Annotated in this window: 20 protein-coding genes; 7 read left to right on the top strand and 13 right to left on the bottom strand. The window is 71.9% G+C overall.

Annotated features, from left to right (window positions below; genetic code table 11):
- Positions 1–124 precede the first annotated feature (124 nt).
- Positions 125–1,348 (top strand): acyl-CoA dehydrogenase family protein, encoded by a 1,224-nt coding sequence (locus AB0E91_RS23225; protein WP_361785044.1) that lies wholly within the window; start codon positions 125–127, stop codon positions 1,346–1,348.
- Positions 1,349–1,433: 85 nt separating this feature from the next.
- Here AB0E91_RS23225 and AB0E91_RS23230 read toward each other — a convergent pair whose 3' ends face one another.
- The 8 genes from AB0E91_RS23230 to AB0E91_RS23265 form a co-directional block, all read right to left on the bottom strand.
- Complete coding sequence (locus tag AB0E91_RS23230) at positions 1,434–1,952, bottom strand: cupin domain-containing protein (RefSeq protein ID WP_361785046.1); 519 nt, start codon at positions 1,950–1,952, stop codon at positions 1,434–1,436.
- A 7-nt stretch (positions 1,953–1,959) separates the two neighbouring features.
- Positions 1,960–3,174, bottom strand: coding sequence for a cytochrome P450 (locus AB0E91_RS23235; RefSeq protein WP_361785049.1), 1,215 nt, complete (start codon positions 3,172–3,174; stop codon positions 1,960–1,962).
- 11 nt (positions 3,175–3,185) lie between these two features.
- Positions 3,186–4,238, bottom strand: a complete 1,053-nt coding sequence (locus AB0E91_RS23240) for a type III polyketide synthase (RefSeq protein WP_361785052.1) — start codon at positions 4,236–4,238, stop codon at positions 3,186–3,188.
- A 251-nt stretch (positions 4,239–4,489) separates the two neighbouring features.
- A complete protein-coding gene (locus AB0E91_RS23245) occupies positions 4,490–4,720 on the bottom strand; it encodes a DUF6213 family protein (RefSeq protein ID WP_361785055.1) in 231 nt (76 codons plus the stop codon).
- A 25-nt stretch (positions 4,721–4,745) separates the two neighbouring features.
- Positions 4,746–6,131, bottom strand: a complete 1,386-nt coding sequence (locus AB0E91_RS23250) for an NADP-dependent succinic semialdehyde dehydrogenase (RefSeq protein ID WP_361785057.1) — start codon at positions 6,129–6,131, stop codon at positions 4,746–4,748.
- A 74-nt stretch (positions 6,132–6,205) separates the two neighbouring features.
- A complete protein-coding gene (locus AB0E91_RS23255; protein ID WP_361785060.1) occupies positions 6,206–6,679 on the bottom strand; it encodes an NUDIX domain-containing protein in 474 nt (157 codons plus the stop codon).
- The gene (locus AB0E91_RS23260) at positions 6,676–8,214 is read right to left on the bottom strand and encodes an ATP-dependent DNA ligase (RefSeq protein ID WP_361785063.1); all 1,539 of its coding nucleotides are present in this window, start codon (positions 8,212–8,214) and stop codon (positions 6,676–6,678) included. The genes AB0E91_RS23255 and AB0E91_RS23260 overlap by 4 nt, the downstream gene beginning before the upstream one ends.
- A gap of 58 nt (positions 8,215–8,272) precedes the next feature.
- Positions 8,273–9,271, bottom strand: a complete 999-nt coding sequence (locus AB0E91_RS23265) for an NAD(P)/FAD-dependent oxidoreductase (RefSeq protein ID WP_361785066.1) — start codon at positions 9,269–9,271, stop codon at positions 8,273–8,275.
- 70 nt (positions 9,272–9,341) lie between these two features.
- Between AB0E91_RS23265 and AB0E91_RS23270 the strand changes: the two genes are divergently transcribed.
- From AB0E91_RS23270 to AB0E91_RS23290, 5 genes are all read left to right on the top strand, one after another.
- On the top strand, positions 9,342–9,965 hold the full coding sequence (locus AB0E91_RS23270) for an XRE family transcriptional regulator (protein WP_361785069.1): 624 nt from the start codon (positions 9,342–9,344) through the stop codon (positions 9,963–9,965).
- Between the two features lie 131 nt (positions 9,966–10,096).
- Positions 10,097–11,068 carry an NADPH:quinone oxidoreductase family protein gene (locus tag AB0E91_RS23275; protein ID WP_361785072.1) on the top strand — a complete coding sequence of 324 codons (972 nt, stop codon included), beginning with the start codon at positions 10,097–10,099 and terminating at the stop codon, positions 11,066–11,068.
- Positions 11,065–12,246 (top strand): acyl-CoA dehydrogenase family protein, encoded by a 1,182-nt coding sequence (locus tag AB0E91_RS23280; RefSeq protein WP_361785075.1) that lies wholly within the window; start codon positions 11,065–11,067, stop codon positions 12,244–12,246. Before AB0E91_RS23275 ends, AB0E91_RS23280 begins: the two co-directional genes overlap by 4 nt.
- On the top strand, positions 12,243–13,355 hold the full coding sequence (locus tag AB0E91_RS23285; protein WP_361785078.1) for an acyl-CoA dehydrogenase family protein: 1,113 nt from the start codon (positions 12,243–12,245) through the stop codon (positions 13,353–13,355). The genes AB0E91_RS23280 and AB0E91_RS23285 overlap by 4 nt, the downstream gene beginning before the upstream one ends.
- A gap of 135 nt (positions 13,356–13,490) precedes the next feature.
- Positions 13,491–13,685 (top strand): hypothetical protein, encoded by a 195-nt coding sequence (locus tag AB0E91_RS23290; RefSeq protein WP_018546599.1) that lies wholly within the window; start codon positions 13,491–13,493, stop codon positions 13,683–13,685.
- Between the two features lie 33 nt (positions 13,686–13,718).
- Here AB0E91_RS23290 and AB0E91_RS23295 read toward each other — a convergent pair whose 3' ends face one another.
- The 4 genes from AB0E91_RS23295 to AB0E91_RS23310 form a co-directional block, all read right to left on the bottom strand.
- Entirely contained in the window at positions 13,719–14,858 is a 1,140-nt protein-coding gene (locus AB0E91_RS23295) for a phosphodiester glycosidase family protein (protein WP_361785537.1), read from the bottom strand.
- A gap of 64 nt (positions 14,859–14,922) precedes the next feature.
- Complete coding sequence (locus AB0E91_RS23300) at positions 14,923–15,285, bottom strand: DUF779 domain-containing protein (protein ID WP_361785081.1); 363 nt, start codon at positions 15,283–15,285, stop codon at positions 14,923–14,925.
- Between the two features lie 108 nt (positions 15,286–15,393).
- On the bottom strand, positions 15,394–17,322 hold the full coding sequence (locus AB0E91_RS23305) for an N-acetylmuramoyl-L-alanine amidase (RefSeq protein ID WP_361785084.1): 1,929 nt from the start codon (positions 17,320–17,322) through the stop codon (positions 15,394–15,396).
- 253 nt (positions 17,323–17,575) lie between these two features.
- Positions 17,576–19,108, bottom strand: a complete 1,533-nt coding sequence (locus AB0E91_RS23310; RefSeq protein ID WP_361785087.1) for a M1 family metallopeptidase — start codon at positions 19,106–19,108, stop codon at positions 17,576–17,578.
- Positions 19,109–19,304: 196 nt separating this feature from the next.
- Here AB0E91_RS23310 and AB0E91_RS23315 point away from each other — a divergent pair, with 196 nt between their 5' ends.
- Positions 19,305–20,213: a UTP--glucose-1-phosphate uridylyltransferase gene (locus tag AB0E91_RS23315; protein ID WP_361785090.1), complete on the top strand. Its 909-nt coding sequence runs from the start codon at positions 19,305–19,307 to the stop codon at positions 20,211–20,213.
- A 44-nt stretch (positions 20,214–20,257) separates the two neighbouring features.
- On the opposite strand, the gene AB0E91_RS23320 is transcribed toward AB0E91_RS23315, so the two are convergent.
- Complete coding sequence (locus AB0E91_RS23320) at positions 20,258–21,022, bottom strand: PIG-L deacetylase family protein (protein WP_361785093.1); 765 nt, start codon at positions 21,020–21,022, stop codon at positions 20,258–20,260.
- Position 21,023 lies beyond the last annotated feature (1 nt).

The following is a 21,023-nucleotide window of genomic DNA, read 5'->3' on the forward strand; positions in this document are numbered from 1 at the left end:
CTGAAAGGCCCCCTGACATCGAACGGGATACCGAGAGGCCATACGGAGTTGACTTCCTCTACCGGTCGGTAACAGACTCTGGTTACCGCTAGTAACAGTAGTACGCGCCGCCGCTGGAGGGGACATGGCCGAGTTCACCATGGAGCTCAACGACGAACAGAAGGAGGTCCGGGACTGGCTGCACGGTTTCGCCGCCGACGTCATCCGCCCCGCGGCCGCCGAATGGGACGAGCGTGAGGAGACTCCCTGGCCGGTCATCCAGGAGGCCGCCAAGGTCGGCATCTACTCCCTCGACTTCTACGCCCAGCAGTACTTCGACCCCACCGGCCTCGGCATACCCATGGCCATGGAGGAGCTGTTCTGGGGCGACGCGGGCATCGCCCTCTCCATCGTCGGCACCGGCCTCGCCGCCGTCGGCGTCCTCGCCAACGGCACCGAGGAGCAGATCGGCACCTGGATCCCCCAGATGTACGGCGACGCCAGTGACGTGAAGGTCGCCGCCTTCTGCTCCTCCGAGCCCGACGCCGGCTCCGACGTCGCCTCGATGCGGACCCGTGCCGTATACGACGAGGCCAAGGACGAGTGGGTGCTCAACGGCACCAAGACCTGGGCCACCAACGGCGGCATCGCCAACGTGCACGTCGTCGTCGCGGTGGTCGACCCCGACCTCGGCTCCAAGGGCCACGCCTCCTTCATCGTCCCGCCCGGCGCGGAAGGGCTGTCCCAGGGGCAGAAGTTCAAGAAGCACGGGATTCGTGCCTCGCACACCGCGGAAGTTGTCCTCGACAACGTCCGCGTGCCCGGGGCCTGCCTGCTCGGGGGCAAGGAGAAGCTGGACGAGCGGCTGGCGCGGGCGCGGGAGCGGGCGCGGAGTGGTGAGCGGGTGAAGAACGCGGCGATGGCCACGTTCGAGGCGTCGCGACCTGCCGTCGGGGCGATGGCGGTGGGTACGGCTCGGGCTGCCTATGAGGTGGCTCTCGACTACGCCGTCACGCGGGAGCAGTTCGGGCGGGCCATCGTGGACAACCAGGGGGTTGCCTTCCAGTTGGCCGACATGCGGACCTCTATCGACGCGGCTCGGTTGCTCGTGTGGCGGGCGTCCTGGATGGCGGTCAACGGCAAGCCGTTCACTGCGGCCGAGGGGTCCATGTCGAAGTTGTTCGCCTCCGAGACGGCCAAGAAGGTCACCGGGCAGGCGATTCAGATTCTCGGGGGGAATGGGTACACCCGGGAGTATCCCGTTGAGCGGATGCATCGGGATGCGGCGATTTACACGATCTTTGAGGGGACGAGCGAGATTCAGAGGCTTGTTATTGCGCGGACGCTCGCTGGAGTGCCGATTCGGTAGCGCCGTCGGGGAACTGATTGATTCGGTCCGCGCGTTCGTCGTGGCCGTTCGCGCAGTTCCCCGCGCCCCTTTTGGGTGGGACCAGTCAGCGGTGTTTCAGAGGCGTCAGTTGGGTTATGTCGTAGCGCCTCCTCAGTTCCTCTATGGCCTCGTGGTTCGGTGGGCCCTCGCTGTCCAGGATCTCCAACAGCTCCTCGAAGTAACGTTCGTGGTCCGGTGGGGGAGAGGCCTGGAAGAACATCTTCGCCGGGGTGTCCGTGGGGTTGGCGAAGGCGTGGGGGCAGCCGGGGGGTACGACGATCAGGGTGCCCGGGGTGGCTCTTACCACTCGGGTGCCTGAACTCGACTCCCACTTCTGCCAGTTGTCGGGGGTGCGGACGCGCGGCTCGAAGGCGAGGACGTCCAGTTCGCCGTCCAGGACGTAGAACAACTCCTCGCTGCGCGTGTGGACATGGGCGCCGACGTCGAACCCGGGCGGGACCTCCACCTCGAAGGTGGAGGCCGTCCGCGAGTGGGTGCCGGTGACCTTGAACGTGACCCGCTGGGCGGCCGTTTCCACGACCCGGCCCTGGCCCGGCGGTACCAGCAGTCCCTCGGTGGTCATGGGGCACTCACCAGGTCACCGGCAGCGCCTCTGGACCCCGGATCAACGCGCCCTTGCGGAAGGGCACTTGGTCCGGCGGCACCGCGAGCCTGAGGCCGGGCACCTGGTCGAGGAGCGTGTCCACGAGGAGTTCGGACTCCAGCCGGGCCAGCATTCCGCCGGGGCAGTAGTGCGGGCCGAAGCCGAAGGCCACGTGCGGGTTGGGGCCGCGCTCGAAGTCGATCGTCTCCGGGTCCGGGAAGACCTCCGGGTCGCGGTTGGCGGCCAGGTAGGAGACGTAGATCGCGTCGCCCGCGCGCACACGCACGCCCCTGATGTCCACGTCCTCCAGGGCGATCCGGGACAGGCCGACGGCGTTGCGGTGCGGGATGTAGCGCAGCAGCTCGTCGATGGCCTTCGGCCGGATCGCCGGGTCCCGGCGCAGCCGGTCCGCCAACTCCGGCCGGGTCAGCAGCAGATAGAACATCTGCCCGCTGTTGTTGGTGACCGCCTCGCCACCGATCTGGAGCAGTACGGCGAGCCCGACGGCCTCCTCCAGGGTGACCTCGGCCCGGCCCACGGCGGCGCCGAGCAGCGAGGCCACGTCCTCGCCCGTGCTGTCCTCGCGCAGGGCGATCAGGTCGGAGAAGTAGGCGCCCATCTCGCGCTTGGCCTTCTCGCTGACCTCCTTGCCGTGCGCGGAGGACAGGATGAGCTGGGTCCACTCGTGCATCGAGTGCCGGTCGGCGGCCGGGACGCCCATCAGCTCGCAGATCACCCCGATGGGGAAGGGGCTCAGCACCGACCGGGTGAGGTCGGCGGGCGGGCCGTCCTGGAGGAGTTCGTCGACCAGTTCCTCGAGCATGTGCCGGGACTTCTCCCGGACCCGCTCCACGCCCTTCGCGGTGAACGCGGCGGCGACCGAGCGGCGCAGCCGGGTGTGGTCGGGCGGGTCGAGGAAGCCGACCGCTCCCCGGTCCGGGATGAAGTGCGGCGCGAGCCGGGTGACCGGCTTGTCCATGACCGCCTCCCGGCCGAACCGGGGGTCGTTGGTCACCAGGCGCACATCGTCGTGCCGGGTGACCAGCCACGCCCAGCCCTCGCCGTTGGGCAGTTGGATGCGGGTGACCGGGCCCTCGCGCATCAACTCGGTGAGCACCGGGTCGAAGTCCGTCCCGGCCAGGTCGAGCGCGGGCCACTGCCGCACGGGAGGCTGGGTCTCGGTGAGTGTCTCCTCGGACATGGCGCCTCCTCTCAACTGCCCTCGGACCAGCGGCCGACGGTCATCTCGGCGGTGATCCCGGGCCCGAACCCGGCCATCAGCCCCCGCGCCCCGTGCTCGGGACCCCCGTCGTCGAACAGCCGGCGCAGCGCGTCCAGGACGACGGCGCTCGCGATGTTCCCGTACTCGGTGAGCGTGGACCGGCTGAACCGGAACGCGTGCGGCTCGACGTTCAGGAACTTGCTGAGGTCGTCGAGTATTCGGGGACCGCCCGCGTGGATGATGTAGAAGTCCAGGTCGGAGGCGTTCCAGCCGTGGGTGCCCGCGAGGTCCTGGAGCGCCGGGGCCAGCGGCTCCATCGTGGTCGGCACCCGCTTGTCCAGCAGGAAGTGGAACCCGGTGTCCCGCACGTCGTACGAGATCCAGTCCTCGGTCTTGGGGATCAGGTACGAGCCGTTGCGCTCCAGCTCGACGCCCCGGCCGCCCACTCCGCGCACGACGGCGGCCGCGATGCCGTCGCCGAACAGGCCGTTGGACAGCAGCGATCCGACGCCGAGGTCGGTGGGCTGGTAGCACAGCGAGCAGAACTCGCAGGCCACGATGAGGGCGTTGGCGTCGGGGTAGGCCGAACAGAAGTCGTGCGCCCGGTTGATGGCCGCACCGCCCGCCGCACAGCCCAGCTGGGCGATGGGCAACTGCCGGGTGGTGCTGGAGAAGTCCATCTCGTTGATCAGCCACGCGGTGAGCGAGGGCATCATGAAGCCCGTGCACGACACGTAGATGATGACATCGATGTCAGAGGTGAGGAGTTCCGCGTCGTCCAGCGCCTCGCGGATCACCGCGGGGACACGGGCCTTGGCCTCCGACTCGTAGAGCTTGTTGCGCTGCTCGAACCCCGGGTGCTTCAGGGTCTCCTCGATGGGCTGCACGATGTGCCGGGTGCGCACTCCGGTGTTCTCGATCAGCCGGAGGGCCAGCGGGAGCTGGGGGTTGTCCGCGTGGTGCGTACGCGCCAGCTCCAGCGTCTCCTCCATCGTGATCACATGCTCCGGCACGGACACCGAGGGTCTGCACAAAGTCGCCATGAGCGGTCCCTGCTTTCGCCGTCCGGCGGGCCTTCGTCCGCCGGTCAGAAGGTGGTCCACCCACACTCACCCAAGAGAGCGACGAACTCGCGCGGTGTTACTCCGAACCGGCGAGAACGGAGAGTAACGATATTGAGTTTTCGCAGGTGAGGGCCCACTTGAAAACGAGGCTCAGGGCAACTCCCTGAAGGGGCGCGGGGAACTGCGCGACAAGCCACCACGCACCCGCACCCGACATCCGGCCGAAAGAACTACGGCGCCCCACTGCTATGAGCAATGCACGCCACATCAATCCGGTCCGCCAATTTCGCCAACTCAATGGTCAACGCGGCAACCGTATCCTCGTCCAGCCTCTCCCCCGCCTCGACGAGATGCACCCACCGCGCCCCCACACTGCGCAGCAACGCACTCACATCCGCCGCCGACACCTGCAAGGCACCACGGTCGTCCACGATCAAGGGCAACGTCACTTCGCGGGTCACAGTCCGGATCGTAGTCCGGCTACCCTCACGCACCCTGCCAAACCGTCGTGATGTTGCAGAACTCCCGGATTCCCTGCCCGGACAGCTCACGTCCGTACCCCGACCGCTTCACACCCCCGAAGGGGAACGCCGCGTGAGAGGCCGTCATCCCGTTGATGAAGACGCCCCCCGCCTCGATGTCCCGCGCGCAGTGCGCCATCTCGTCCGGGTCGTGCGTCCACACGCTCGAACTGAGTCCGAACGGCGAGTCGTTGGCGATCAGGATCGCCTCTTCCAGGTCGTCGGCCCGGTACAGCGTGGCCACGGGGCCGAACGCCTCCTCGCGGTGGATGCGCATCTCGCGGGTGATCCCGCCGAGGACGGTCGGCGGGTAGAACCAGCCCGCGCCCTCGGGCGGCTCGCCCCCGCACAGCACCTCGGCCCCGCTCCGCCGCGCGTCGTCGACCAGTTCCTCGACGTCGCTGCGGCCCTGCTCGGTGGCGAGCGGGCCGATGTTCACGTTCTCGTCCAGCGGGTCGCCGACGGTGAGGTCCTTCATGCGGGCGACGAACTCGGTCACGAACGTGTCGTAGACGTCCCGGTGGATGATGAACCGCTTCGCGGCGATGCAGGACTGGCCGTTGTTCTGCGTCCGCGCGAGCACGGCCGTGCGCGCGGCGCGGTCGAGGTCGGCGGAGGGCAGCACGAGGAAGGGGTCGCTGCCGCCCAGCTCAAGCACCGTCTTCTTGATCATCTCGCCGGCGGTGGAGGCGACCGCGCGTCCGGCCGGTTCGCTGCCGGTGAGCGTCGCGGCCTTCACGCGGTCGTCGCGCAGGATCGCGTCGACGGCGGAGGAGCCGATCAGCAGGGTCTGGAAACAGCCCTCGGGGAAGCCCGCACGGTGGAAGAGGTCCTCCAGGTACAGGGCGGTCTGGGGGACGTTCGAGGCGTGCTTGAGGAGGCCGACGTTGCCCGCCATCAGCGCGGGCGCGGCGAAGCGGATCACCTGCCAGAGCGGGAAGTTCCAGGGCATCACCGCGAGGACCGGGCCCAGCGGGCGGTAGACGACCCGGACCCCGATGGCGCCGGAGTCCCGTACGTCCTTGGGGTCCGGGACCTCGTCCGCGAGCAGTTCCGCGGCCCGCCCGGCGTACCAGCGCATCGCCATGGAGCACTTGGCGGCCTCGGCGCGGGCCTGGCCGATCGGCTTGCCCATCTCCAGGGTCATGATCCGCGCGACCTCGTCCCGGTCGGCGTCCAGCAGGTCGGCGGCCCGGTTGAGCAGCCGGGAGCGCTCGGCGAGCGGGCTCGTGCGATAGGTGCGGAAGGTGGCCTCCGCGAGCTGGAGCCTGCGCTCCACCTCCGCGTCGTCCATCGGCTCGTACGTCTTGAGCGTCTCGCCGTTCGCCGGGTTCACCGTCGCGATGGGCATGGCTGGCCTCCCTGAGCGGTTTTTCCTCGACCTTCGCGCGCGGCGCGGGGCGGCGCAACGCGTGGTCGTCCGTCTCAGCCCGAGTGCTCCGCCAACCGGTCGAGAAACGCCCCCTGCCCGGCGACGAGCAGTTCCCGCGCCCGGTCGGGGGTGAGCCAGGCCACCCGGTCCAGCTCGGGGAACTCCTGGATCCGCCCCGAGCGCGGCGGCCACTCCATCGTGAAGGTGCCGGGGGAGATGGTCGCGGGGTCGAGGTCGCCCTCGACCGCCCAGGCGGTGACGATCTTCCCGTTGCGCTGCGCGATCTCGCCCAGCGGCAGAGCCTCGCCGACCGGCGGTTCGAGCCCCAGCTCCTCGCGGAACTCCCGTCGGGCCGCCTCCCACGCGGGCTCGTCCGGCTCGTACTCGCCCTTGGGGACCGTCCAGGCGCCCGCGTCCTTCTTCGCGTAGAAGGGGCCGCCCATATGGCCCAGCAACACTTCGAGTCCGTCAGCTGTGTGGCGGAACACCAGCAGTCCCGCGCTGCGCTTCGTCGCACGCACTGTCATGCCATGACCTCCGGGTGGGCCGCGAGCAGGTCCTCCACCGTATCGGCCTCCTCGGGCCGCTTGTCCTCGCGATAGCGGACCACGCGCGCGAAGCGCAGGGTGACACCGCCCGGGTAGCGGGTGGAGCGCTGGAGACCGTCGTAGGCGATCTCCACGACGAGTTCGGGCCGTACGGTCACCACCCGGCCGTCGTCCCCGACGGCCAGCTCCCCGAGGCGTTCGGTCTGCCAGGCGAGCATCGCGTCGGTCATGCCCTTGAAGGTCTTGCCGAGCATCACGAAACCGCCGTCGGCGGTGCGCGCGCCCAAGTGCAGGTTGGAGAGCTTGCCGGTGCGCCGCCCGTGCCCCCACTCGGCGGCCAGCACCACCAGGTCCAGGGTGTGCACCGGCTTCACCTTCAGCCAGGAGGCACCGCGCCGCCCCGCGCTGTACGGCGCGTCCAGTCCCTTGGCCACCACGCCCTCGTGACCGCGCGCCAGCGTCTCCGCGAGGAACGCCTCCGCCTCCCCGGTCTCCCCGGGACCCGCCACCAGCGCCCGGCGCACCCGCATCGGTTCCGGAACCAGGCGGGACAGTTCCGCGTGCCGCTCGGCGAAGGGCAGGTCCAGCAGATCGCGGCCGTCGACGGACAGCGCGTCGAAGAAGACGGGGGAGACCGGCACCTCCTCGGCCGCCCGCGCCACGTCCACCCGCGAGCCCACCCTTCCCGCCGTCCGCTGGAAGGAGCGCGGCCGCCCGTCCGGGCCGAACGAGATCACCTCGCCGTCCAGCACGAACCGCTCGCCCGGCAGCGCCAGCGCGGCCGCCACCACCTCCGGCAGCCGGTCGGTGATGTCGTCCAGGGTGCGGGTGTGGACGCCCACCGAATCGCCGTCGCGGTGCACCTGGACCCGGATGCCGTCGAGCTTCTCCTCGACCGCGCACGCCCCCAGCTTCTCCACCGCCTCCGCCACCGAGGACGCGCTGCGCGCCAGCATCGGCAGCACCGGCCGCCCCACCGTGAGCCGGAACCGGTCCAGCGCCCCCGGCCCCTCGGCGAGCAGGGCCCCGGCCACCGGCTGGAGCGACCCGGCCAGCATCACCGCCCGCCGTACCTCCGCCGGGTCCGCGCCGGTCGCGGCGGCCAGCCCCTCCACGGCTGCCGCGTCCAACGCGCCCTGCCGCACCTCGCCGGTGAGCAGGGCCCGCAGGAAGCGCTGTTCGTCCTCGGTGGCCGCGCCCATCAGCTCGCCGATGATCCGGGCCCGTTCCTTCTGCGAGCCCGCGCCGGACACCGCGCCCAGCTCGGTCAGCCGGGCGTCGGCCTCCCGCACGGTGAGCGAGGGCTCCGCGGCGGGCGGCACCGGCTCGCCCAGCACCTTCCAGCCGACACCGATCCGCCCCTGCGGCAGCCGCCCCGCCAGATACGGGATGACGATCGGCACGTCGGCCGGCTCCGCGTCCCGGAACAGCTCCGCGAGCAGGGCGGTCTTGCGGTTCCGCGACGCCGTGGCGGCGACCTCCCGGGAGACCTCCGCGAGGCGGGTCAGCAGCATGCAGCCATGGTGCATCGAGGGAGGCCGCGCCACACCCGGTGTGCGGGCGGCTCGTGGGCTACGCGGGTTCGGCCGCCTTCGCGTCCAGGTCGGCGAAGAGCAGTTCGCCGTTGATGGCGGCGCCCGCGCGGTAGCCCCGGCTCGCCGCGTTCACCACCTGTTCCGCGAAACCGCTCGCGTTCCCCGCCGCCCACAGTCCCGGCACGCTCGTCAGACCCCGCTCGTCGATCACCGGGTACCGGCCGAACGGCGTCTCGCGCATCTCGGCGCCCAGCGCGGTCAGCAGCTCGTCGCGGGGTACGGCGCGCGGGGCGACGTACAGCACCGCGCGGTCGTGGACCGTGCCGTCACCGAGCCGGACCCCGGTGAGCCGGTCCTCCGTCACCGCCAGGCCGGTCACCTCGCCGGGTACGACCTCCACCCCGGCCGCGGCCAGCCTGCGCCGGTCCTCGGCCGACAGGTCGGACTCCGGCACCTTGTCGAGGAAGAGCCGTACGTCGTCGGACCACTGCGTCACCATCAGCGCCTGGTGCGCGCTGAGCGGGCTGGTGGCGAGCACGCCGGTGGGCAGGTCGCGGGACTCCCAGCCGTGGCAGTACGGGCAGTGGATCACGTCCCGGCCGAAGCGCTCGGCGAGGCCGGGGAGGGGCGGGAGTTCGTCCCTGAGGCCGGTGGCGACGACCAGGTGCCGGGCGCGTACGGTCCGGCCGCTCGCGAGGGTCACGGCGAAGCCGCCGGGGGCGAGGTTTCGCTCTTCGGGCGTGAGGTCCGTGTCGCGGCTCGCTGTCACCGCCCGGTCCCGCACCAGCTCCACGCCGTACCGGGAGATCTCCTCGCGGCCCACGGCCAGGAAGTCCGCCGGTGCCATGCCGTCGCGCGACAGATAGCCGTGCATGTGGGCCGAGGGCGCGTTGCGCGGCTCGCCCGCGTCCACCACCAGCGTGCGCCGCCTGGCCCGGCCCAGCACCAGCGCGGCGGACAGCCCGGCCGCGCCGCCTCCGACGACGACCACGTCGTAGCTGTTCTCGTTCCCGAACGTCTTGGTCAAGGTGACCACCTCCGGGTCCGACGGTCGCGCGCGGCCTGCCGTGTTGACAAACCTCTTTGCCGATTCTGCAATGAAGGACATGAACCACAGCCACCAAGGGGCCGAGGACAGCACCGAGGAGAGCACCGAAGAGGTGCTCGCGGGCGTGGGGCCCCGGCTGCGCCGCATCCGCAAGCAGCGGGACGTCACCCTCGCCGCCCTCTCCGAACGCACCGGCATCTCCGTCAGCACCCTGTCCCGGCTGGAGTCCGGGCTGCGCCGCCCCAGCCTGGAGCTGCTGCTGCCCATCGCGCAGGCGCACCAGGTCCCGCTGGACGAGCTGGTCGGCGCGCCGCCGGTCGGCGATCCCCGGGTACGGGCCAAGCCGCTGACGCGGGACGGGCGCACCTTCCTGCCGCTGAACCGGCGCCCCGGCGGGCTCCAGGCGTTCAAGGTGCTCGAACCGCAGCGCGTCCGCGAGCCCGACCCGCGCACCCACGAGGGCTACGAGTGGATGTACGTCCTCTCCGGCAGGCTGCGGCTGGTGCTGGGCGACCATGACGTGGTGCTCGGGCCGGGCGAGGCGGCCGAGTTCGACACCCGGGTGCCGCACTGGTTCGGCTCCACGGGGGAGGGGCCGGTGGAGTTCCTGAGCCTGTTCGGGCCGCAGGGCGAGCGGATGCACGTACGGGCGCGTACGGGGCGGCAGGGCGAGAAGGAGTGAGCCGTGGGCTGGCTCGGGGTGTCTGTGTGATCGGTGGCGAGCGGCGCGTGACCGCACTTCCCTCACCGGCAAGCGACCGCTTAGTATGCCGAGGACCCCGGTCGCACGAGGCAGTCCCGTGGAGGCTTCACATGCAGGCATGGCAGGTGCACGAGAACGGCGAGCCGGGTGAGGTGATGCGCCTCGCGGAAGTGGACCGGCCGGTGCCCGGCGAGGGGCAGGTGCTGCTCCGGGTGCGCGCCGCCAACGTCAACTTCCCGGACGCGCTGCTGTGCCGGGGCCAGTACCAGATCCGGCCCCCGCTGCCCTTCACGCCCGGCGTCGAGATCTGCGGCGAGACCGAGGACGGGCGCCGCGTGATCGCCAACCCCGCGCTGCCGTACGGCGGTTTCGCCGAGTACGCCCTCGCCGACGCCCGCGCGCTGCTGCCCGCCCCCGACTCGCTGGACGACGCGGAAGCCGCCGCCCTGCACATCGGCTACCAGACCGGCTGGTTCGGACTGCACCGCAGGGCGCACCTGGAGGCGGGCGAGACCCTGCTCGTACACGCCGCCGCCGGAGGTGTCGGCAGCGCGGCCGTCCAGCTCGGCAAGGCGGCCGGGGCACGCGTCATCGGCGTCGTCGGTGGCGCCGAAAAGGCTGCGGTCGCCCGCGAGTTGGGCTGTGACGTGGTCGTGGACCGGAACGCCGAGGACGTGGTCGCCGCCGTCAAGGAGGCCACCGGCGGCCGGGGTGCCGACGTGATCTACGACCCCGTCGGCGGCACCGCCTACGCGCAGTCCGCCAAGCTGGTCGCCTTCGAGGGCCGGATCGTCGTCGTCGGCTTCGCCAGCGGCACCATCCCGAACCCCGCCCTCAACCACGCCCTGGTGAAGAACTACTCGATCGTGGGCCTGCATTGGGGCCTGTACAACACCAAGGACCCCAAGCTGGTCCTGCGCTGCCACGAGGAACTGACCGAACTCGCAGCCCGCGGCGCCATCAAGCCGCTGATCAGCGAGCGCGTGCCCCTGGACGGCGCGGCCGACGCCGTGCAGCGGGTCGCCGACGGTACGACCACGGGCCGTATCGCCGTGGTCCTGGAGAACGGAGCCGCCGCATGACCGACGCCGGGGAACTGCGCCGCCGCACAGCCGAATTGCTGGCCGCGCACCCGCCCGCCACCACCGATCGCCTCGACTTCCTGCGCGCCCGCTTCGACGCCGGACTCGCCTGGGTGCACTACCCCGAGGGCCTCGGCGGACTCGGTGTCCCGCGCGCCCTCCAGGCCGTCGTGGACGCCGAGTTGGAGGCCGCGGGCGCTCCCGACAACGACCCCCGGCGCATCGGCATCGGCCTCGGCATGGCCGCGCCGACGATCCTGCGCTACGGCACCGACGAGCAGAAGTCCCGCTTCCTGCGCCCGCTGTGGACCGGCGAGGAGGTGTGGTGCCAGCTCTTCAGTGAACCCGGCGCCGGGTCCGACCTGGCCGCGCTCGGCACCCGCGCCGTCCGGGACGGCGATGACTGGGTGGTCAACGGGCAGAAGGTGTGGACCTCCAGCGCCCATCTCGCCCGCTGGGCCATCCTCATCGCCCGCACCGACCCGGACGTGCCCAAGCACGCGGGCATCACGTACTTCATCTGCGACATGAGCGACCCCGGCGTCGAGGTCCGGCCGCTGCGCCAGATCACCGGCGAGGCGGAGTTCAACGAGGTCTTCCTCACCGACGTGCGCATACCCGACTCCCGCCGCCTCGGCGAGGTCGGCGACGGCTGGCGGGTCGCGCAGACCACGCTCATGAACGAGCGCGTCTCCATCGGCGGCATGCGACTGCCCCGCGAGGGCGGCATGATCGGCCCGGTCGCCACGACCTGGCGCGAACGCCCCGAACTGCGCACCCACGACCTCCACCAGCGCCTGCTGGGGCTCTGGGTCGAGGCCGAGGTCTCCCGCCTCACCGCCGAACGCCTGCGCCAGCAGCTCGTCGCCGGACAGCCCGGCTACGAGGGCTCCGGCATGAAGCTCGCCTTCGCCCGACTCAACCAGGAGATCAGCGGCCTGGAGGTCGAACTCCGGGGCGAAGAAGGGCTGTTGTACGACGAGTGGACCATGCGCCGCCCCGAGCTGGTCGACTTCACCGGCCGCGACGCCGGGTACCGCTATCTGCGCGCCAAGGGCAACAGCATCGAGGGCGGGACCAGCGAGGTCCTGCTGAACATCGTCGCCGAACGCGTCCTCGGCCTGCCCGCCGAACCGCGCACCGACAAGGACGTCGCCTGGAAGGACCTCGCCCGATGAGCACGACGAACACCGGTGAGCGGACGCCGGCCGCCGAACCCGATCTGCTCTACTCGGAAGAGGAGGAGGCGCTCCGCGCCGCCGTCCGCGACCTGCTCGGCGACCACTGCGCCCCGGAGTCCGTGCTCGCCCGCATCGAGTCGGACACCCCGCACGATCTCGCCCTGTGGAAGCTGCTGGCGGACGGCATGGGCCTGGCCGGGCTGCTGATCCCGGAGGACCTGGGCGGCCAGGGGGCCACGCACCGCGAAGTCGCCGTGGTCCTGGAGGAGTTGGGCCGTTCCGTGGCGCCCGTGCCGTACCTCACCAGCGCGGTCACCGCCACCGAGGCGCTGCTCGCCTGCGAGGACGCCGAGCTGCTGCGCGACCTCGCCTCCGGGCGCACCGTCGCCGCCCTCGTCGTCGGCCTGCACCGCGCCCCCGGTGCCGCGTTCCCCGTCGCCCGTCTCGAAGAGGGCCTGCTGCACGGTGAGTTCACCGGGATCGCGGACGCGGCCGCCGCCGACGTGCTGCTCGTCCCGGCCGACGACGGCGGGCTCTACGCGGTGAACGCCGACGCGGTGACCGTCGCTCCGCAGATCTCGCTCGACCTGACGCGCCCGCTCGCCACCGTCACTCTCGCCGGTGCGCCGGGCCGCCGTGTCGGTGCGGCCGAACCCGCCGTACGGCGCGCCCTGACCGTAGCCGCCGGACTGCTCGCTTCCGAGCAACTCGGCGTTGCTGACTGGGCGTTGACCGAGACCGTGCGCTATCTCAAGGAGCGCAGGCAGTTCAACCGGCCCGTCGGCGGCTTCCAGGCGGTCAAGCACCGGCTCGCCCAGTTGTGGCTGGAGGTCGTCAACCTCCGTGCCGCCGCCCGTGCGGCCGCCGACGCGCTGGCCACGGGCGTGGACACCGAGGTCGCCGTGGCCGTCGCCCAGGCGTACGCCTCTCCGGTCGCCGTGCACGCCACCGAGGAGGCGGTCCAGCTTCACGGGGGCATCGGCATGACCTGGGAGCACCCCGCGCACCTGTCCCTCAAGCGCGCCAAGGCCGACTCCCTTGCCTACGGCACGGCGGGCGCCCACCGCGAGAACCTGGCCGCGCTGGTCGATCTTCAGGCGCCCTGACACCGCACCGGTGACAACCCCCGTCCGCGCGACATCACCCGGACGGGGGACACGTCAGCTGCCCGGACGAACCCTCCGCTACGCCACACTTGCGGCCGAACGCCGCCCAACGGGCGCGCGCGGAGGAGGTTTCCGATGGCCGTTTCCATCTCGGTGATGTTGCTGCTCCTGATCCTGGCGGTGGTCTTCCTGCGCAATGGCGCGCTGAAGATCTCCCACGCCCTGACCTGTGTCCTGCTCGGCTTCTGCCTGGCGGGCACCAGCATGGGCCCGAGCATCTCCAGCGGGCTCACGGCGACGGCGGAGCTGGTGAGCGGGCTGCGGCCCTGACGCTCGGGCACGGGGGGCGCGCATCTCACCGGCTCACGGCGCCGCGAACACCCCGATCCCGTTCGGCACGGGCCGTTCCGCGCCGCCGCTCGGATGGTTGCGGATCACGATGCCGCCCTGGTCCCGCGTGACCAGTTCGGTCGACCCGCCGCCGTCCAGGTTGAACCCCTCCGCCGCGCCCAGTTGCCGCAGCGTCGCGGCCTCCTCGGCGACGGTCAGCCCGCTCCGGTAGGCGGCGGAGCCGTCAAGGGCGAGCAACAGGAGTCTGCGCCCGCCGGGGGTGACGCCCACCGCCGTACGCACGGCCGGGACGGTGTCGTCCAGTCCGGGCAGCGGCTCGCCCCGGCTGAGGACGGGGAAGCCGCCGAGCGCGAAGGCGTACGGCACCGAGCCCGCCACCAGGCCGTACCGCACCCGCACCCGGTCGCCCACGGACAGCCCGCCGAGCAGCCGCGCCCCGCTGCCGCGCCCGAGCAGTACCGTCGTGCCCCGGTCGATCGGACCGCCGCCGGGCCCCTCGGACACGGTCACCACCCGGCCGCCGCGCACCGTCACCTCCCGGGCGTCGGTGTCGCATCCGGCCGCCCGGTTGGTGTCGGTGCCGCATACGGCGCGAGCCCGGGAGGTGGTGCCCCACCACGTGGTGAACGCGCCTATGGAGTCCTGGGGGAGCGCGTACTGGTTGAGACCGCCGAGCGGAAACGTGCCCACCGCCGTGCGGACCGAGCCGCTCAGCCGCAGCCGTCCCGGCCGGGCCCTGCGGTCGATGCCCACGCCGAACACCTCACGCCCTGTCGTGCCGGGCGGTGGCGTCGGCCCGAACCGCTGGCCCAGCGGGACCGCCGCCTTCATGGGCCGCCCGTCCGCGACCGCCGGTCCCACGCTCGCGCCCGTGGCCTCGACGCCCGGGTGCTGGGTCTCGGTGATGTCGAAGAAGTCCCCGTTGATCCCCGCGACCGCCCCCGCCGCGTCCGCCAGCCGTGAGACGGTCTCGCGCGCGGCCACCGCGCCCGGCTGCAGCAGCCGGACCCGGACATGCCGGTCGCCCAGGTCGACGGTGAGCAGATGCACCCGAGCGGTCCCGGCCGCCCCGGCCACGTCGAACTGCCGGTACCGCACGCCCCGTACGACCGAGCCGCCGTCCGGCGCGGCCCCCGCAGGGGCCACGAACACGGTGAGCAGCGCGAGCACCGCGCCGCACGAAGCGACCACCGCAGACCGGCGGTTCACGACGGGGCTAGCCCTCGACCACGTGCGAGCGGATCAGGAACCGCACCCCTTCGGGCGCCTCCAGGGAGAAGCCGCTGCCGCGCCCCGGCACCACGTCCACCGTCAGGCGCGTATGGCTCCAGACCTCGAACTGGGACCTGGACATCCAGAACGGCACCGGCTCCGGGACGTCCTCGACGGCGAGTTCGGCCAGCAGGACGTCGGAGCCGCCGGTGCGGAACTCGCCGGCCGGGTAGCACATGGGTGCGCTGCCGTCGCAGCAGCCGCCGGACTGGTGGAACATCAGCGGACCGTGCGCGGCCCGCAGCTTGTGCACCAGCTCGGCGGCCTGCGGTGTGAGCCGGACGCGGGGGACCTCTTCGTCTGCCATCGCTTCCTCCAATGCCTTCAGTCTGCTGGCTCCCCAACAGCACGTCCAGCACGCGTACTTCACGGGTGAGGGCCGACCCCGGTCGCGGGATCGGCCCTCAAGTCGCTGTCAGCGCTGGGGCGTCGGGCCCGCGTGAGCGGGGGCGCCCGCCGCACCGGGCGTCGAGAGCACGTCCACGTCGCTCGCCCGGACGTAGGCGAGCCGGTGGTCCAACTGGATCTCGTAGTACGGCACCTGGCCCTGGATCACCGGCGCCGGGATGTCCTGGAAGGAGGAGCGGTCCACGTACGAGCCGAAGACCCGGGCCCCGGTCACGTACCGCTGGCCCGCCTTGATGGTGTACGGCAGCGGGGCCTCCTGCGCCTCGTCCACGCCGTCCGGGTAGGCGGACCCCTCCGGGAGCGCGCGGCCGAAGACGGGGATCTCGCTCCGGCCCGCCTTGGGGGTGATCATGTGGCCGCGCGCGCCGACCGCCGTCGGCCGGTCCTTGGAGTTCTTGAACCACGCCTTGTGGCCCTGGAACCAGATCGCCGTCCAGTCGCCCCTGCGCTCCGCGACCGCGAAGTCCTGGCCCGCCGAGACCCGCGACCCCAGGTCGTCCACGTCGACCGTGGTGTCCTCGCCGTCGGGGCGCCGCCCCGGGTCCTGGATCAGCGGCGCGTCCTCGGAGGGCTCGGTGTGCAGCCGGACGGCGCTCGAACCGTGCGGGGCGCAGGTCTCGCCGCTCTCGGTGCAGCCCGTGAAGACCGGCTTGTGCTTGCCGTAGTCCGGAAGGATCATCACGATGTCGCTGTCCGGCCCGGCCGTGGCCTTCAGCGGGGCGCCGAGCAGGTCGAAGTAGTGCCGCCAGTCCCAGAAGGGGCCGGGGTCGTCGTGCATGTCCGGGATGGTGCCCTCGGTCGGTGAGGGAACGTTGTCGTGGCCGAAGACGTGCTGCCGGTCCAGCGGGATGGAGTAACGTTTCGCCAGATACTTCACGAGGCGGGCCGAGGACCGGTACATCTGCTCGGTGTACCAGGCGTCCGGCTGGCGCAGGAAACCCTCGTGCTCGATGCCGATCGAGCGGCCGTTGACGAACTGGTTGCCCGAGTGCCAGGCCGCGTCCTTGGTCTTCACGTGCTGGGTGACGTGGCCGTCGCTGGAGCGGATGGAGTAGTGCCAGGACGCCTCCTCCGGGTCCTGGATGGTCGCGAGCATCGAGGCCAGCGGTGCCTCGGTGTCGTGGATGACGATGTACTCGATCCGCTGGTCCTTGGGGCGGTTCGCCAGGTCGTGATTGCCGTAGGCGTCCTCGTTGATCCGCACGTACGGCGCGCTCAGCCAGGAGCAGTTCAGCTCCGGCGGGCACTCGACGTTCTTCGAGCGCTGCGCGCCCTGCGCGGTGGCGGCACGCGAACGCACCTGGGGGCTCGCGGCGAGCACCACGTGCTGCCCGGCGTCGGTGACACGGTCGGCGCCCTTGCGGATGACGTCGAAGACGTCGTTGGCGTACGCCTCGGCCTGGGCCGTGTCGGCCGTCCCGGCGAACCTCGCCACCGCCTCCCACCACTGGGCCGGGTCGGCGCTGAGCGGCTTGCCGAGCTTCCGCTGGGTCTCGGCGAGCAGGGCGGCGCCACCGCGCACGTTCGCGGCGTCGTCCTTCTGGAGCCGCTCCGGCGGAAGCTTGAGGAGTCCGGCGGCCCGCCGCAGGTCCGCCTGCCCGACTGCGTTTCGGGAGGCGGTCCCGTGGGAGGCGGCCGGACTCGGCGTCAGCGTCTGCGGCCGGGGCGTCACATGGTGCGGCAGCTGCTGGGCCGGGAGCCCCGCGGAGTCCACCAGGTGCATCGGGCCGTAGCCGCCGACGACACTCGCGACGCCGGGGTGCGAGTCCCACCGCGACTGGAGGTAGGACACGCCCATCAGGACGCTGCGGGGCACGTGGTACTCGGCCGCGGCGGCGGTGTAGTCGTCCTGGAGGCGATTGTCGGACGGGCCGCCGCCGTCGTCCGACTGGTCGAGCAGCAGCAGCGGCAGCAAGAGTGCTGCCGAAGCGCTCACACAGACGATTCGCCGGTGTCCGCGCACATAACCGGAGACGCGGGGGGCGACGCGTTTTCTCATACGGGAGGCTCCAACGAGGTCGGCGTGGCCAGAGAATGCGACCAGGGCACAGGGGTTCGCCCTGTACGTCACCCCTCGTACGTTTCCTTGCCTCGCGCGCCACGTCGCGCCGAGCGTCAACCGCGTGGACCATCACCCGCGCCGAGGCCACCCGGTCGGCGGCAGCGCGTCCCGCCCGGCGGGGGAGGGCTCAGTCGTCCTCCACGGGGTCGGTGTGCCAGTCCGGGTGACCCGGCATCGGCGGGGTGTGCGCGCCGTACAGCCAGGGCTCCAGAAACGGTGTCAGGTCCTCGCCCGCGACCTTCGAGGCGAGCCTGACGAAGTCTCGGGTGCCGGCCGTCCGCCCCTGGTACTCCGTCACCCAGGAGCGCTCGATCCGCGCGAAGGTGTCCGCGCCGACCTTCTCCCGCAGGGCGTACAGCACCAGCGCGGAGCCGTCGTAGCGGATCTGCCGGAACAGCGTCGGCTCCGTCGGTTCCGCCGGGGCGCCGTCGTCGTGGCGCCACTGGTCGTGCTGCTCGTAGGCCGAACGCATCATGTCCGCCATGCTCCGGCCGCCGTGGGTGTCGGCGTAGAGCAGCTCGTAGAAGCGGGCGTGACCCTCGCTCAGCCACAGGTCCGACCAGCGGCGGATGGCCACACTGTCGCCGGTCCAGTGGTGGGTGAGCTCGTGGACGAGGTTGCGCTCGGCGGTCACCCGATCCCCCAGCAGATCGGCGCTCGGCACGGTCGACAGCGACTGGGTCTCCAGCGCCACGGGCAGATCGCCGGTGCCGACGAGGACGCCGTAGCGGCGGAACGGGTACGGGCCGAGCCGCTGCTCCAGCCAGGCCAGATGGTCCGGCGTCAGGGAGCGGTACGCCGTGGTGTCGGCCACCAGGGAGTCCGGCACCACGTCCCGCACCGGCAGCCCGTTCGGGCCCTTGCCGTCGATCACGGTCAGCCTGCCGATCGCGAGCTGGACCAGCTGGGCGGCGAGCGGCTGCTCCGAGTCGTACGTCCACCGGGTCCGCCCGTCCGGCCGGGCCTCACGCTTGACGAGCCGTCCGTTGGCGACGGCCGTGATGCCCGGCGGGGTGGTGACGTGGAAGGTGTACGGCGCGCGCAGGCTGGGGTGGTCGTTCGCCGGGAAGATCATCCTGGCGCCGTCGGGCTGGGGCGACAGCAGTGTGCCGTCGTCGGTGGGCACCCAGCCGTAGTCCTGGATCGCGTCGTCGCGATGGCGTCGCTGCGTCGGGTCGGCGGTGTACGCCACCCGCACGGTGAACCGGTGCCCGCGCGCGAGGGGCCGCCCCGGTGTGACGACCAGTTCGTCCCCCTTCCGCTCGGTCCTCGCCGGGGCGCCGTCCACGGTGACGGAGCGCAGCGTGTTCCCGGCGAAGTCCAGGTCGAACCGGGACAGGGCCTGGGTGGCGGTCGCGGCGAGGGTCGCGGTGGCGGGGAAGGGGGTGCGGGGCGCCCGCCAGTCGAAGTCGAGCGTGTAGCGGTCGACGGTGTAGCCGCCGTTTCCGTCGAGCGGCACGAGCGGGTCACCGATGCCGGGCGCGCCGGGAGCGGGCGCCTCGGCGGCCTGTTGTGCGGTGGTGCGGGTCGTACCGGGGGCGGCGGGATGGGTGCCCGGTGTCCTGGAGCGCGGTTCGAGGACGAGGAAGGCGGTGGCGGTGAGGGCGACGGCGGTACCGGTCAGGGCGAGGAGGGGGAGGGTGCGGCGGGGGAGAGACATGGCGGCACTATGTCAGGGTGCGGGGTGATATAGGGGGTTTGATGGGAGTTTCCCCGATGTCGGCGGGTTCCCCGATGGCCGTCCCCGCGTCGCCCTCCTGTCTCCCGCCTGTGCGGGAGATGTCAACCCTCCACAGTCTTCGTCGTTAGCGTCGGTGCCTGTTGTGACACCCCTCGGAACAACCCCTGGAGCGCTGATGCCCCCCACCATCCGCCGGGCCGTGATTCCCGCCGCCGGGCTCGGATCGCGGCTGCTGCCGCTGACCAAGGCCACGCCCAAGGAGATGCTGCCGGTCGGTGACAAACCCGTCGTGGAGCACACCGTGCGCGAGCTGGTGGACTCCGGCATCACCGACATCACCATCGTCGTCTCCGGCGGCAAGTCCCTGATCCAGGATCACTTCCGCCCCAACCCGGCTCTCGTACGGCAGCTCAGGGAGGACGGCAAGGTCGCGTACGCCGACGCCGTGGAGGAGGTCGCCGAGCTGGCCCGCCGGGGCCACATCACCTACCTCGACCAGCACGGCCCGTACGGCAACGGCACTCCCGTCCTCAACGCCGCCCGCAGCTTCGGCGACGAACCCGTCCTGGTCCTGTGGCCCGACGACGTGTTCGTGGCCGAGGTTCCCCGCGCCCAGCAACTCATCCGCGCCTACGAGCAGACCGGCTGCCCCGTCCTCGCCCTCCTCCCCATGGACCCGGCCGACTCCCCCCGCTACGGCGTCCCCGTCGTCAAGGAGGACCTCGGCGACGGCATGCTGCGGATCACCGGCCTGGTGGAGAAGCCGGAGCCGGAGGCGGCGCCGTCCGCGTACGCGGCCATCGGCGGCTACGTCGTCACCCCCGGCATCGTCGACGAACTCCGCGAACAGACCCGCCTCTGGTACGAGGCCGAACGGCGGGGCGGCCCGGCCGGCGAGGTCTACCTCACCGACGCCCTCAACGCGTACGCCGCCCACCACGCGGTCTACGGGCAGGTCATCCGGGGCGAGTGGTACGACACCGGAAACCCCGCCGACTACCTGGTGGCCCAGATGGCCCACGCCCTGGCCCACCCGGAGTACGGGCCGGTGCTGCGGGAGCTGGTGCGCCGGATCGACGGATGACCGGTGTTCTCGCGCGCGGGTGAGTTGTCGGTGGGTCTGCGGGGTCAGACCGTCAGGTGTGTCAGGGATGGCGCGTCCGGGGCCAGGCCGACCCGCATGTAGTACTCCGTGCCGATGATGCGGTGCCGTACCTCGGTGGGGAGGCGGGCGAGGAGGCCGGGGAGGGGGCGTTCGCGCTCCACCTGACTGCGGTGGGACAGGATCGCCGCCCACTTCCGGTCCAGCCACGGGCGTACGTCCACCACCGCGCTCACCTGGTGGTGCGGCACCGCCAGGACGGACTTGCGGGCCCGGGTCATCAGGGGGCCGAGGTCGGCCACCGCCGTGTCCGGATGGGTGGCCAGGTACACGGCGCCCGGCTGCCACGGCTCGCCCGCCTCCGGGTGGAGGTCCCCGAGCCCGGCGGCGGCCGCGGCGAGCAGGGTGACCTGGTGGGTGCGGCGGTGGTCCGGATGGCCGGTGAGGCCGCCGTACGCGTCGTGTGTGAGCACGATGTCCGGGCGGACGGCGCGGATGGCGGCCACCACATGGGCGACCGCCTCGTCCAGCGGCACGTCGCACCAACGCGGCTGTCCCGGTGCTGAGTCGGGGACGCGGTCGTCGGCGTAGCCGAGCAGCTGGGGCGGCTCGGCGCCCAACGCCCTTACGGCGTCCGCGAGTTCGCGGGTGCGGTAGGTGTCGGGGGCCCAGGTGGCGGTCACGACCGTCGTCCGGGCGCCCGCCGCCGCGTGGCGGGCGATGACACCGCCGGAGACCAGGGACTCGTCGTCGGGGTGGGCGAACACGGCGAGGAGGCTGGGCGGTGTCATC

Source organism: Streptomyces sp. NPDC026659 (assembly GCF_040638245.1).
GTDB lineage: Bacteria > Actinomycetota > Actinomycetes > Streptomycetales > Streptomycetaceae > Streptomyces.

Coding starts and splice junctions, on each gene's coding strand:
- AB0E91_RS23225 (WP_361785044.1), top strand. CDS start 125: ATGGCCGAGTTCACCATGGAGCTCAACGACGAACAGAAGGAGGTCCGG.
- AB0E91_RS23230 (WP_361785046.1), bottom strand. CDS start 1,952: ATGACCACCGAGGGACTGCTGGTACCGCCGGGCCAGGGCCGGGTCGTG.
- AB0E91_RS23235 (WP_361785049.1), bottom strand. CDS start 3,174: ATGTCCGAGGAGACACTCACCGAGACCCAGCCTCCCGTGCGGCAGTGG.
- AB0E91_RS23240 (WP_361785052.1), bottom strand. CDS start 4,238: ATGGCGACTTTGTGCAGACCCTCGGTGTCCGTGCCGGAGCATGTGATC.
- AB0E91_RS23250 (WP_361785057.1), bottom strand. CDS start 6,131: ATGCCCATCGCGACGGTGAACCCGGCGAACGGCGAGACGCTCAAGACG.
- AB0E91_RS23255 (WP_361785060.1), bottom strand. CDS start 6,679: ATGACAGTGCGTGCGACGAAGCGCAGCGCGGGACTGCTGGTGTTCCGC.
- AB0E91_RS23260 (WP_361785063.1), bottom strand. CDS start 8,214: ATGCTGCTGACCCGCCTCGCGGAGGTCTCCCGGGAGGTCGCCGCCACG.
- AB0E91_RS23270 (WP_361785069.1), top strand. CDS start 9,342: ATGAACCACAGCCACCAAGGGGCCGAGGACAGCACCGAGGAGAGCACC.
- AB0E91_RS23275 (WP_361785072.1), top strand. CDS start 10,097: ATGCAGGCATGGCAGGTGCACGAGAACGGCGAGCCGGGTGAGGTGATG.
- AB0E91_RS23280 (WP_361785075.1), top strand. CDS start 11,065: ATGACCGACGCCGGGGAACTGCGCCGCCGCACAGCCGAATTGCTGGCC.
- AB0E91_RS23285 (WP_361785078.1), top strand. CDS start 12,243: ATGAGCACGACGAACACCGGTGAGCGGACGCCGGCCGCCGAACCCGAT.
- AB0E91_RS23290 (WP_018546599.1), top strand. CDS start 13,491: ATGGCCGTTTCCATCTCGGTGATGTTGCTGCTCCTGATCCTGGCGGTG.
- AB0E91_RS23300 (WP_361785081.1), bottom strand. CDS start 15,285: ATGGCAGACGAAGAGGTCCCCCGCGTCCGGCTCACACCGCAGGCCGCC.
- AB0E91_RS23310 (WP_361785087.1), bottom strand. CDS start 19,108: ATGTCTCTCCCCCGCCGCACCCTCCCCCTCCTCGCCCTGACCGGTACC.
- AB0E91_RS23315 (WP_361785090.1), top strand. CDS start 19,305: ATGCCCCCCACCATCCGCCGGGCCGTGATTCCCGCCGCCGGGCTCGGA.
- AB0E91_RS23320 (WP_361785093.1), bottom strand. CDS start 21,022: ATGACACCGCCCAGCCTCCTCGCCGTGTTCGCCCACCCCGACGACGAG.